The 12,429-nt window shown below is 35.4% G+C and carries 13 protein-coding genes and 1 pseudogene; 10 read left to right on the top strand and 4 right to left on the bottom strand.

All coding sequences use genetic code 11. The features are described 5' to 3' along the window. Positions 1 to 6: 6 nt before the first annotated feature. From J3U73_RS05745 to J3U73_RS05735, 3 genes are all read right to left on the bottom strand, one after another. The gene (locus J3U73_RS05745) at positions 7 to 741 is read right to left on the bottom strand and encodes a GntR family transcriptional regulator (RefSeq protein ID WP_220268483.1); all 735 of its coding nucleotides are present in this window, start codon (positions 739 to 741) and stop codon (positions 7 to 9) included. Continuing rightward, on the bottom strand, positions 734 to 1,468 hold the full coding sequence (locus J3U73_RS05740) for a GntR family transcriptional regulator (protein ID WP_267392410.1): 735 nt from the start codon (positions 1,466 to 1,468) through the stop codon (positions 734 to 736). Before J3U73_RS05740 ends, J3U73_RS05745 begins: the two co-directional genes overlap by 8 nt. Before the next feature lie 234 nt (positions 1,469 to 1,702). After that, a complete protein-coding gene (locus tag J3U73_RS05735) occupies positions 1,703 to 2,413 on the bottom strand; it encodes a GntR family transcriptional regulator (RefSeq protein ID WP_267392409.1) in 711 nt (236 codons plus the stop codon). Positions 2,414 to 2,722: 309 nt separating this feature from the next. Here J3U73_RS05735 and J3U73_RS05730 point away from each other — a divergent pair, with 309 nt between their 5' ends. The 6 genes from J3U73_RS05730 to J3U73_RS05705 are packed head-to-tail and all read left to right on the top strand — an operon-like array spanning position 2,723 to position 6,956. Then, entirely contained in the window at positions 2,723 to 3,127 is a 405-nt protein-coding gene (locus J3U73_RS05730) for a PTS sugar transporter subunit IIA (protein WP_220268480.1), read from the top strand. Next, positions 3,124 to 3,612: a PTS sugar transporter subunit IIB gene (locus J3U73_RS05725; protein ID WP_267392407.1), complete on the top strand. Its 489-nt coding sequence runs from the start codon at positions 3,124 to 3,126 to the stop codon at positions 3,610 to 3,612. Before J3U73_RS05730 ends, J3U73_RS05725 begins: the two co-directional genes overlap by 4 nt. Positions 3,613 to 3,632: 20 nt before the next feature. Then, positions 3,633 to 4,379, top strand: a complete 747-nt coding sequence (locus tag J3U73_RS05720; protein ID WP_220220148.1) for a PTS mannose/fructose/sorbose/N-acetylgalactosamine transporter subunit IIC — start codon at positions 3,633 to 3,635, stop codon at positions 4,377 to 4,379. Next, a complete protein-coding gene (locus tag J3U73_RS05715; protein WP_220220147.1) occupies positions 4,379 to 5,209 on the top strand; it encodes a PTS system mannose/fructose/sorbose family transporter subunit IID in 831 nt (276 codons plus the stop codon). The genes J3U73_RS05720 and J3U73_RS05715 overlap by 1 nt, the downstream gene beginning before the upstream one ends. Positions 5,210 to 5,223: 14 nt before the next feature. Then, positions 5,224 to 5,856 (top strand): hypothetical protein, encoded by a 633-nt coding sequence (locus tag J3U73_RS05710; RefSeq protein ID WP_267409827.1) that lies wholly within the window; start codon positions 5,224 to 5,226, stop codon positions 5,854 to 5,856. Positions 5,857 to 5,858: 2 nt separating this feature from the next. Next, on the top strand, positions 5,859 to 6,956 hold the full coding sequence (locus J3U73_RS05705; protein ID WP_267392403.1) for an SIS domain-containing protein: 1,098 nt from the start codon (positions 5,859 to 5,861) through the stop codon (positions 6,954 to 6,956). Between the two features lie 47 nt (positions 6,957 to 7,003). Here J3U73_RS05705 and J3U73_RS05700 read toward each other — a convergent pair whose 3' ends face one another. Beyond that, positions 7,004 to 8,371: an HD domain-containing protein gene (locus tag J3U73_RS05700; protein WP_267392402.1), complete on the bottom strand. Its 1,368-nt coding sequence runs from the start codon at positions 8,369 to 8,371 to the stop codon at positions 7,004 to 7,006. A gap of 198 nt (positions 8,372 to 8,569) precedes the next feature. Here J3U73_RS05700 and J3U73_RS05695 point away from each other — a divergent pair, with 198 nt between their 5' ends. The 4 genes and pseudogenes from J3U73_RS05695 to J3U73_RS05680 all read left to right on the top strand — a co-directional run bounded on the left by J3U73_RS05695 (position 8,570) and on the right by J3U73_RS05680 (position 12,407). Next, the gene (locus J3U73_RS05695) at positions 8,570 to 9,406 is read left to right on the top strand and encodes a helix-turn-helix domain-containing protein (protein WP_267409826.1); all 837 of its coding nucleotides are present in this window, start codon (positions 8,570 to 8,572) and stop codon (positions 9,404 to 9,406) included. A 594-nt stretch (positions 9,407 to 10,000) separates the two neighbouring features. Further along, positions 10,001 to 10,207, top strand: a pseudogene (locus J3U73_RS05690) (arginine deiminase family protein); the annotation flags it as partial. After that, complete coding sequence (locus tag J3U73_RS10885; RefSeq protein ID WP_416381485.1) at positions 10,207 to 11,001, top strand: helix-turn-helix domain-containing protein; 795 nt, start codon at positions 10,207 to 10,209, stop codon at positions 10,999 to 11,001. The pseudogene J3U73_RS05690 and the gene J3U73_RS10885, both read left to right, overlap by 1 nt. 218 nt (positions 11,002 to 11,219) lie before the next feature. Then, positions 11,220 to 12,407 (top strand): MFS transporter, encoded by a 1,188-nt coding sequence (locus J3U73_RS05680; protein WP_267392391.1) that lies wholly within the window; start codon positions 11,220 to 11,222, stop codon positions 12,405 to 12,407. The last annotated feature ends 22 nt before the right edge of the window (positions 12,408 to 12,429 follow it).

The raw sequence follows: 12,429 nt of genomic DNA, 5'->3' as shown, positions 1-12,429 counted from the left end.
CATAATTTATTTAAAATTTAAATGGTATTGAATAATGCCCTTATTGGCTTTTACATAACTTTCGGTATACTCGATTATTTGCTGGTTCTGATCGGCACTAGAGTAGCAAGACTTGATAACATATGAATCTTCTGCAACATTTAATAGTTTGGCTTCTTCAGGCATCAAAGTTTCAATTTGCTGGTAAACTTGGTAATTCTCCAAGTTATGACCTTTACTTTCCATGTAGTCATACAAGCCGATATTATTAAAATCAATTTGATAAAAATCGGTAAATAAAGCTCCAGGAACAAACGAGTTTTCAAGGGCAAAGGGCTTGCCACAGTGCAACTTAAGCCGCTGTACGCCGAATACAGCCTCATCATTTGCTAGGCACAGCTTTTGCCGTAAAAAAGCAGAGTCGATATTAGTGAAAAATTTGATTTGCTTATTTGCAATACTGATTCCGCTTGAAGAAAGTGAATTTGTTAATGAACGTGAATTTTGAAAGGAAATGTTAAAGCGTTGGTCGATACCAGAAACTACAAAAGTGCCTTTGCCCAATTTACGTGTTAATAAACCTTGCTCAACGAGAGAATTGATGGCGTGTTTAGTGGTAGTTCGACTAATCTTATAATGCTCGGCCAGTTCTCGTTCGCTCGGAATTTTTTGTCCAGGAAGATATTCTTGTGTTTGAATTTTTTCGTAAAGAATGTGTTCAATTTGCTCATATAGCGGTGTCTTATAAGCTAACTTATTCATTAAATGTACCAAGCTTTCTGCTAATAATTTCTGACGGCATGATGCTAACGGCGTGATTGGCATCACTGAACTGTTCTAAAAATAAACATGTTTGATTATTTTTGTCCTTAAAAATTGTGCTTGTAGTTAATAGCGCACTGTGATTAGGCACATGCAGGAAGCTTGCTGTGTTATCATCAGCAAAGCTAAGGTTCATAGTTACTTCGGCATCAATTGCTAATTGCAGCTGCTTTTTAATTAAAGCCATAATCTGTTCTTCATTAATAGTAGAAGAAATTTTCGCCGGAATAAAAACGCGACAAAGTGTGTAATTGTTGGAATCTGTTTCTAATATCTGCAGCGACACTAATAAGAAGACTGTCCCTAAAATTACTTTTAACTTTTCGGATAATTCTTTGTCTGTATCAATTAATTTGGTGGAAAGAATATTAATGGTTTGAGCCTCATTGAGCATCGAAAGAGCGGCAAACTTATCAGAAAAATAATTAATAAAGTTTAATAATGGTTCTTTTTTGGGTTGATTGATGAAGTAGCCAACAGCTTGTTTAGATTTAATCAATCCTTCTTTTTCTAATCTTTGCAACGCTGTTCTCGCTGTTCCGCGAGAAATGGCATATTCTTTGGCAATACTGCGTTCTGACAGCTTTTGTCCACTGCTGATTAGTCCCTGGTCGATTTTATATTGAATATCTTTTGCTACTAACTCTTCTTTTCTGATAGCTGACAAAATGGCAACTCCTTAAGATAAATCTGATTTTATCTTGATGAAAAACATGAAATGTTCAAATTTTACTAAACACAAGTTTACCAAATATCCTCTAGAAGCTCTAGCGTAAACCTTGATAAATAAGTAACTGTCAATATAAATAGTAAAAATATTTTTATCCATTTTTTTCAATTATAGTAAAAATACTCAGTTTTCCTTTTAAGGTAAGGCTGAGTATTTTAGTAATTAATTTTATTATTGTGCTTCATTGAAACGATAAGTATAAAAATCTGGATTGTAATAAGAAACAAACACACCTAGGGGGACACGTTGATTACTGGCAGTGATTGTATCTGCATTAGCAAGCGTCATTAATAAAAAATCGACGTCTAAATTTAAGGCCTTCTGTTGCTCTTTAGTTGCTCTTACTGCCTTAATTTCAACAAAGTTCTGAATAACTGGTAACTTTAGCTTCTTTAAATAGGAATAAAGTGAGGTTGTTAGAAGGTTGAAGTCAATATTAGTGATTAAATCCGCATTCAAGTAGTCTTCCGTAATTGCAATCGGCTTATCATCACCAGTGCGCAGTCTTACTGTATGGTGAAATTTATTAATTGGCGTTTCAAATTCAGTTGCCGAAGGAACTTTGCTACTGGGTAATAAATTGTATGAAATAAGCGTGGATCCTGGAGTCATTCGTTGCTGTTTAATGATGTCGCTAAAACTGATGTTATCAGTTAATAGGCGTAAAACACTTTTTTCTTTGACAAAAGTGCCGCGACCAGCAATACGCGTAACATAGCCTTGTTTCTCTAAGTCCTTCATGGCCTTATTAACGGTCATTCGACTATAGCCATATTTTGCACTGATTGTAATTTCTGGCGGCAACTTATCTCCGGCTTTAAGTAAGCCCTTATTGATTTTTTCAATAAAAAAATCTTCTACTTTTTGATATTTAGCTTTCACTTGTTTGTCCTTAATTAATGGTTTGGAATTTAGTTTTTGCAATAAACGTTACTTTAATTATAAATAATGGAATGACATTTAAGCAAAAAAGTTTTATTGCTATTTGATAAAATGTATATACCAATAAACATAAAAATTATTACATTAATAATTAATACTGGCTAAAATGCATGATAAAAGGAACTTATGTCAATAAATGCAAAAAATACCCTTGCATAAATGTATATACAGTAGTATATTTAAGCTAGTTTTAATGTTGGCGCTAACATTTTACTTAAAAAATCGAACTTACTGAAAGGAAGGTAATCAATGAGCCAATTTATCATAGCTACCCATAGTTATTTAGCAAACGGGTATCAGAGTTCACTCAAGTTCTTTGATAGCTCAGTTAATAATGTGCAATTTATTAATGCTTACGTTGATGAGCAAACTAATTTTACTGATGAATTAAGTCAAATGTTAGATCAGATGCCAAATGAGCAAGTAGTAATTTTAACTGATATGCCTGGAGGAAGCGTAAATCGCGAAGCAGTTAATTTAATTAAGAAATATCACTGCCAAGTAATTAGCGGAATTAATTTGGCCTTAGTACTAGAACTTGTGTTAAATGCTGACCAAACATTGTCAGATGAAACGATTCGTTTAGCTGTTAGTCAGGCTCAAAAGCAACTCGTATACGTAAATGATTTGTTGAAGGAGGATGATTTGGAATGATTACACTATTACGTGCAGATGATCGATTAGTTCATGGCTTAGTTGCCGTATCTTGGACTAATCAATTGCAGCCAGATATTCTACTAGTCGCTAATGATCATGCAGCTAGTGACACAATGACTAAAATGACGATGAAATTAGCTAAGCCAGCTGGAGTAACGTTAGGAATTAAAGACCTAAAATCAGCCGCTCAAATTCTAAATAATCCTAAGTATGCCAATAAAAAGATTTTCGTAGTCACGATTAATGTTGAAGATGCTCTGAAATTGAAAAAAGAAGTCCCTGGGATTGCAAAAGTAAATGTTGGCACTGCTGGTATTCACGAAAAAAACGGAGTAGCTGTCTTACCACAGGTAAAAATGACCCAAGAAGAATTTGCTTGTGCCAAGGAATTGCAAGAGCAAGGCGTTGAAGTGTTTGCTCAGGTAACACCAACAGCAGAAAAGCTGAATTTTGCGGGAATCGAAAAGGCTTTTACTAAATAAAGTCTGAAAGGAGGTAAACAATGTTACAGGCATTTTTAGTTGCACTGATTGGTGCCGGCGTTTACATGGAAAGCCGTATTGGCGGCCAGCATATGCTTGATCGACCGATTATTATTGGACCACTTGTGGGCTTGGTGATGGGAGACTTTACCACTGGACTAATATTAGGTGGACAACTAGAGCTAGTCTGGATGGGGTTAGTTGGTATTGGTACCACTACGCCACCCGATGTTGTGGTTGGTTCGGCCCTAGCAACTGCTTTGGCAATTAAAACCGGCACTAATTGGCAAACGACATTAACTTTAGCCATACCAATTGCCCTGATTGCACAGATGATTGCAATCGCAATTGGCAGTTTTAACGCTATTTTTACTCACTATGCTGATCGGCAGGTGGCAAGAAAAAACTGGAAAGGAATTGCAATTGGTCAGTGGTCTGGCACGGCAATGCTGTTTTTGGCTAAATTTATTCCGATAATTGTGGGCTATTTAGTAGGCGCGCCAGTAATTAAATTGATCGTTAAAGCAATCCCTAAAGTTATTCAAGATGGATTGACCCAATCAGGTAATTTATTGCCGGCTTTAGGAATAGCAATGTTAATGCAGTTAACATATGACAAAAAGTATGCACCATTTTTGTTTTTAGGTTTTGGTCTTGTTGCTTTCTTGAAAGTTCCGATGATTGGAGTAGCAGTTTTTGGCCTAATTATTGCCTATGTTTATTATGAGTTTAAGCCTGCTGCAAATGATGAGGAGGACTTATTGTAATGACTGATTCTAAAGCGACACAAACAGAGAAAAAGTTAACTAAAAAGGATTTACGCCGTGTTATGTGGCGTCATTATCAACTCTTAGGATCCTTTAATTATGAACGTCAAATGTCATTGGGGTATGCGTGGGCCATGACTCCTGTCATTAAAAGGTTGTATGGGGATAACGACCAGGAAATGCAGAAGGGGTTTCAGCGACATTTAGAATTTTTCAATTGCTCAACTTCGACTTCACCCTTAATTTTAGGAATCAGTTGTGCAATGGAAGAGCAAAATGCTAATTCGGAAAAATTTGATGCCAATTCAATTAATTCGGTAAAGACTGCCTTGATGGGTCCACTCGCCGGAATTGGCGATTCTATGTTTTGGGGAACATTGCGTGTTATTGGAGTAGGAGTTGGTGCCCCTTTGGCTGTCAAAGGCAGCATTCTAGGACCTATTCTTTATTTCCTAATTAATGTAATTCCGAGTGAACTTTTGCGTTGGTTTGGTTTTAAATTGGCTTATCAGGGCGGCAATAAGTTTCTAGCTGAAGCAAGTGAAAATGGCACTCTACAAAAATTAACTGAGGCGGCTAAGATATTAGGCTTGGTTGTTGTAGGAGCAATGATTGCCTCGATGGTTATTATTAAAGTACCGTTAGTAATGAAATTAGGTGGGACCAAGGTTGGTTTGCAACAGACCCTTGATTCCTTGATGCCCGATTTGTTGCCATTGCTATTAACTTTTGGCTGCTATGGCTTGTTACAAAAGAAAGTCAACGGAACCGTCATTTTGATTGGGCTAATTATCCTAGGAATTGTAGCTGTTGCGCTAGGGTTGCTTTAAGACAGGTAAATTGAATGAAAACAGTATGGATTGTGCTTTTGCTAGTTGCGGCTTTACCGTTTAGCTGGGTGGCAGAATCAGGTTTAAGAAAAAGACTATTGTCTGAATTGCTACGTCTGCAAAAGGCAGGTAGACAAAAACAATATTTTCAGCTTTTAAATGGCCCAATTTCATTAATTTGCTTACCGGTCAAGACACGCAGACTATTAAGCCTAGATTATTATTTAGCATATGGTAATGAAGATAAGATTAAGCAAATGGTTAATCTGCTAATTGCTAAATATAAAAAGTTGGATTCGGAACAGGCCGTATTAATTCGCTTAATGCGTTGTTACATTTTCTTTTTGGATAAAAAAAGTAGTAAAGAGGCAGATAAACTGGCAAATTACTTGCTTAAAAATTGTCACCTAAAAGAAGTTCAAGATGAGGTAAATGAATTATATCAAGTATATTTGGCACCCAATAAAAAACTGTTAGATCAACTAAAACAACAATTATCCGTAGCAAGTGAGCCACAACAACAACTAATTATTTATCAAAGGTTGGCTAAAGCTACTGAAATACTCGGATTGAGAAAACAAGAACAGACATACGTAATGCAGATGCGTAAACTCGCGCATCAAACAATAAAAATGGAGGAGTTTTAAACATGACAAAATTATCAATGATGGGACATATTGAAGACACTGCACGAGTTTTGCAACGAGCAATTGCCGAAAGGGATGAATATGGTCAAGAGCTGATTGCTTTTTGGCTAAAAAAGGATTTTAAGAAAGTTATTTTTACGGGATCAGGTACCTCTTACAATGCCATGAGAGTAATCCGCAATATGTTTGTTAAGCTTTTACATGTTGAAGGCGTTGCAGTAGAACCAACCGTTTTTACTTATTCGGAGAACATTAACCCTAGCAGTAATTTTAGAAATGATCAGATTCTAGTGGTTGGCTTATCACAACATGGGGATAGTATTTCTACTTGTGATGCACTGCGACATGCACAGCAGAGCGGATATGCTACGTTAGGTATTACTGAGCAACTGGGATCAGCCATTACGAAAATTGCTGATCATTATGTTCATTTGGTTTGTGAAGAAGAACAGGTTGGGCCAGAAACACGTGGTTATACTGAAACTTTGCTGCAGTTCTATTTGTTAGCTGTTGAAATTGCTTATCAATCAGAGCAAATTGGTAAAGCTAAGTATGATAATTTAATTGAGCAAGCTCAGCAGCTAGTCAATGATTTTCCAATCGTAGTTAAGGAAAGCCTTGAGTGGTATGAAAAGCAACAAGCGGAGTTAGTTGACATGCAAAAGGCCTCTATTGCTGGCTATGGCGTTAATTTGCCGACAGCTTTAGAAGCTAGGCTAAAATTTTTTGAAACATTTGGACGTCCAACGACGGCTTATGAACAAGAAGAGCAGCTTCATGGACCGCTGCGTGCTTATAATCAAGACAATTATATTTTCTTGATTGGTGGCAATCTTGGGCCTGAGTTTGAACGGTTGCAAGAGATAAGTGCTTATTATCGTCGTGCCTATACTAAGCATGTTTTCGTGATTTCTGGAGAGCAATTTAAGGCAACCGAAAAAGATTTGAAATTGAGTGTAAAGACTTCTGAACTGCTTTCACCAATTTTCTATATCGTGCCTTTTCAAATTCTGGCGGCTAAGTTATCTGAGAAAGTTGGAATTGATACCAGTGTTAGTCCGGTAACTGATACTTCCATTTCTGGGCACATGAATGTTTAAATAAAATAATCTATCAAAAAAATGAGTTCTATTCGGAACTCATTTTTTTATTTTTTACTATTTTTTGGTTTTCTCAAATAGCGCAACTTGCCGTTTTTAACGTAGCGCTGAAATTGCTGGTAAAGTGGATCAAAAATCTGTGGTTCCGCACTGTTTGACATCATAATTTTAGGGAAGAAAAAACGTTCATCTCCTTGCAGTGTGCCATTAAGTGCACGAGCCAATGGACTTAATTGTGACAACTCGATTAGCTGTCCGTCGCTTTGCATAATTTCAATTTGGCTGTTGGCGTTTTTACCACTCGGCTTATACGCATCATAAGGCTCATCAAAGGCAGAATTAGTGTCGGTATAATAAAGTGGATCAAATCCTGCTTGCTTGATCAAATCCTTCAGTTTAGGAAGCAAGTTTTTGGTTTCTTCATCAATGCAGACGCTTTCCAGAGGCTTTCTGAATAAGTAGCTACTTGCTAAGTCAGCTAAGATTGGGTCGCTAGCCTGGGTCCATTCTAAAAAGTTACTTTCCATAACGCCATCGTCTAGTTTAAGATAATCTTCGAGGGTCCAATTTCCGGCTAAAAAGTTGGCTAGATTAGGCGTCACCCGCAACGCTCCTTGTTGGTAAACCATTTTGGCTCGTTCCAGCAGATGTTGCAGAATTACTTCCATTGATCTGCCAACGCGATGAAAGTAGACTTGCTGATACATCTGATAACGCGAGACAATATAGTCTTCAACTGCGTGCATTCCAGCCATTGTGAAGCAAATTCCTCCACTGTATGGTCTGATTTCTTGCAAAATTCGTGAAAGATCAAATTCGCCGTAAGTGACACCGGTGAAATAGGCGTCACGCTTTAAATAATCCATCCGATCAGCATCGGCTTGGCTGGAGATCATTTTAACGACTTGTGGGTTAGGGTAAGTTTTGGCAATAACACTAGCAACCAAATCGGGAAAATTAGGTGCTACTTTGCGCAATACCTGATTGATTTCAGTACTAGAGTCAGTGATAATCTTTTGCCCAATCTTTTCGTGGTCTGTGCCAAAAAGATGCTCAAAAGTATGGGAATATGGTCCATGACCGATGTCATGCAATAATCCCGCGCACTCGACTAATAAGCGGTTATTGTCATCCCATAGTCCGTCGCCGGGAACTCGTGAAGGATACTTGGTAGCAAAGATGTTGCAAATTTTGCGGGTTAATTCATAGACTCCTAGATTATGCTCGAAACGTGTATGAGTAGCACCGGGAAAAACGTAGGCTAATGGTCCCAATTGTTTAATCCGTCTCATTCGTTGAAACTCTTTAGTTTTTAAAATATCTAGGATTATTTGATCCTCGATATGAATGTAATCATGAACGGGATCGCGTAAGACGACTTCCTTAACTAATTTTTTGCTTTGAAATTTAGGCATATAAATTCCTCAAAAATTTAATTTCAGTTGATATTGAAAAAATCTACTACTTACCTTGATTATAGCAAACTTAAAGGATTACAGTTAGTTTTTGATAATTAAAAAAAACAAAACTATTAGAAAAAAATAATAATTTTGAATAATTTAAGCTAAATGTCCATAATTAACTATATAAAACAGAGAAAGGAAATTGCTGAGATGAGATATATCGGGAGAAAGTTAAAACAATTGCGTTATGATCTTGGACTGACTCAAACAGAGATGGCTGCAGGAGTAATTTCGGTTTCTTTTTACTCAAAAGTTGAGCGTGGGCTTCACGATATTGGCGCAGAGGAACTAATTGAAATCTTACAGAAACATAATATCAGCTTTCAGGAATTTTTTTCTAGTGTTTCAAAAGAAGATGCTGATAAGAAAAAATTAAATACCTTGGTTAATAGATTTATTAGAGCAGCTAATGAAGATAATGATAATGAGATTGTTGATCTCATTAATGAATTTGAAAATATTAAGCCCAAAACGCCATTTATTAAGTCTCAAATTTTATTGGCAAAAATGATTGCAAATACTCACGATAAAAACTCTCTTGCAAGATTGAGCGAAGATGAGAAAAAAAACATCAAAAAAATTATTTTTCAAGAGGATACAGATGAAAACGAGTATTTGCGAATAGCAATAATTGCTAATACAATTCGAGTTTATAGTCTAGATGAGGCATCTTTTTTGGTTACTAGTATTATGAGAAGGTACTATGATGAGGACAAGACTGATAGAAAAATATTATTTGCTTTGAGTGCACTTATGACAAATTATGTAAATTGGTGTTTTGAAAATGGAAAATCTGAACTTTGTATTGAAGCTCTAAAATATTTAAAAAAATTACCTTGTACCGTAGAATTAACTTTTTTTAAGATACTAGCTGAATATTACGACTGCATAGGTAAAAATGAAAAAGATGAATCTGCAAAAATACGCGATGTACTGTCTAAAGCGGGTTATCAAACTTTTGTTAAAAAAATGACTAAAGCCTTATGAATATTTTTCAAATATGAAAAAGTTAATACCTTTATCCAAAAAAGTAGTACTATTATTTTGTAGGTAATAATAGATTTAATTTAAAAGGAGATATATTATGGATTTATTAAGAGATTTGGTAGTTGTATTTGGTTTATAATTGTATTTGATTAATTTAAATTCAATGCTAAATTGAAAATAGTTTTATGTCTTATGATAATTAGGTTTTTTTCAAATCCATATTAGCTAAGAATTAGTATAAATAGTTTTTAATTATACTTCTTTAATTAGCTGATTTGGTGAAAAACTAGTTATTTGGACTAATAAAGAAACAGGCAATACACTAAAAAATGTATTTTGCCTGTTTTTTTTTTAACTGCTACAGACTACTATTTTGATATGATCTCCAAAGTTGTTCTAAATTTAAAAATCGTATCAAGTTCGACACTGTCATGTTGGTTTAGAGAATATTTTGCATTGTTTTTATTTATCCAATTGGATAAATAAGACTATCTAAAACACCGTTTAAAAAATAATTGTTTTTTGATAATTAAATCGTAAATTAATGAAAGCACTTCTTATGATTTTACATTACTTTGCAAAGGAGAAGCAATTATGGATAATCCGGCAATTAATGTTAATTCGGAAATCGGTAAATTGAAGACTGTTTTACTAAAAAGTCCTGGTGCAGAAGTTGAAAATATTACACCAAATACGATGGAACGGCTTTTATTTGATGATATTCCTTTTTTAAAAATCGCACAGAAAGAACATGACTATTTTGCTGAAACATTGAGAAAGATGGTATTGAAATATTGTATATTGATGATCCTAGAGTTGAGACACTCTCAAAAGATGACAATATTAAAGAACAGAATCTTGACGAACATAGTTATGGCTTAGGAACTACGCATGATGTTTTGCATGAATATCTTACAGATTTTGATACTATAAACACGGAAGAAAAGCTTTACAGTGGCGCTCGACGCGATGGAGTTGATTTGGATGTGAAATATCTTGCTATGGTTGTCTCTTCTGTTACCAACTTGCCCGAATGGCGTTTAGCGTTTGATCTTGACAAGAACAATCGGGTTTATGTAATGCGGCCTAAGCAAGAAAGTAAATTTTTAACTAGTTTACCCAAAGAAACCAAAGTTGGTATAGGTAAACGACATTTCGACCTATCTGGGAGTATTAAAGAGGCACTTTTTGCCTTATTGTTAAGTAATAAATTTGATTCAATTGTTCAGTACGATGAAGTAGCCAATATGTATAGTATCGTTCATTCTTCACTGGACTATCCTGATGTCAGGAAAAAATTAAGCCAGTTAGATGAAGATACGCAACTAACTTTATGGCTATATACTAAAGAGCAGGCTACATTGTCTTCACTTGCACGTATTTTGATGGTTCACCCCAAAACAATTGAGTATCGCCTAGAAAAAATCAGACAGGCTACTCAGTTAAATCCTAAAGTAGGAATCGATTTATTACCTCTGACAGTTGCTTATTTAAAAGAAAAAACTGACAGTCTCGGCATTTTGGAAACAGAATTACAAAGCTTTTCTGATGATATGTTGCCGCGAGATCGGACAATCTCAGTTAGTATCGACTAGTAATTACTATCTATAAGTCAATTTGTTATGTAAAAATCTCCTTAAGAAAATAAGAAGCACATACCTGTTAGTAGCGGGTATGTGCTTTTTAAGTGCTAAAAGTACTTTGCTTTTAGCATTAATGATATTAAAATAATAATTATCAATTTAATGATTTGTTAATTAAAATCTTTTTTGCCTGGTTGCTTAATTAATAATGTGAATAAGAGTGTGGGTCAATGTTAAAAAAGAAATTTTATCTAATATCTCGACTAGTTAGCGGACTAGGCAATTCTTTATACGGATTGGTTTTTATTTGGTGGCTGCAAACCCAGACCGAAAGTTCATTTATCGTTGGTATCGTTAATGCTATTTTTTCTACGACAGCAGCATTGTCGATTTTTTATGGTCCGATCATCGATAGCCACTCTTATAAGAAGACAAGCATTGTTGCAATGGTTTGGCAAGTAGGTCTAACTTTTACGTTAACAGCCATTATTACCTTTTTTGCACACAATTATTTTTGGGCAATTTTAATTGCGGGAGCACTATCTCTTTGTGATGAATTTTTTGATCCAGCTGACCGGGCAATTCTAAAAGGCACTCTGACAAAAGAAAATGAGATGACCTCAATGATTGCTCAAATCAATATTGTTGATCAAGTGGTCCAAATTGGTGGTATCGCACTTTCCGGCGCACTATTAGCTTTTCTAACTAGTGGACAAATTATTTTTATTTGTGCATGTCTAAGTTTGTTGGGCTTAATCTTATTGCTAGTTGCGCTTAATCAAGTCTCCAGCCAAGAGCATGACCAGGTAAAAAAGGTTTCTCATACAGCGACACTTGCAAATTATTGGCAGCAAATTGTCAGCGGGTACCAATATGTGCGAGCAAATAGTTTTTTGCGGCGATACTTTTGGTCATCATTTCTATTTTCTTTTGCTAGTCCGGCGCTAATTCTGCTTTTGCCGCGTATTGCTCAAAAAAGTGGTAAGCCGATGCTGTACAGCACATTTTATCTATTTCTAATGGCCGGCTTTATTATAGGCGCACTATTAGCTGGTAAAATGAATGCTGATACCCGAATAATGGCAACAGCCTGGATTTTAAGTGTAATTCCGCTTATATTAATGCTCTTTTTTATGACTAATATGATTGCATTTATTTTTCTGTTGTTTATTTTTGGGATTACAACTAGTATTCATAATGTTTTAGGCGAAGCCAAAAAGCAAAATGTAACAGAAAATCAATATTTAGCAAGAGTATTAACAACTATGCGCACTGGGACCGAAGTTGGCGGACCAATCGCATCAATTATAGCAGGCGTTCTTCTTGACCGTGTAGGCCAGCAAGAGCTGATTATTGTTTGCGTTATCTTAATTTTATTAGGTGGCATCAATTTAATACTGGTTAAACCGGCAGATTAATTCTTAAAAAGTAGGTCATTTT

It is taken from the genome of Lactobacillus sp. B4005 (genome assembly GCF_026536045.1).
GTDB lineage: Bacteria > Bacillota > Bacilli > Lactobacillales > Lactobacillaceae > Lactobacillus > Lactobacillus panisapium.
This window is presented reverse-complemented; position numbering and strand designations above follow the sequence as displayed.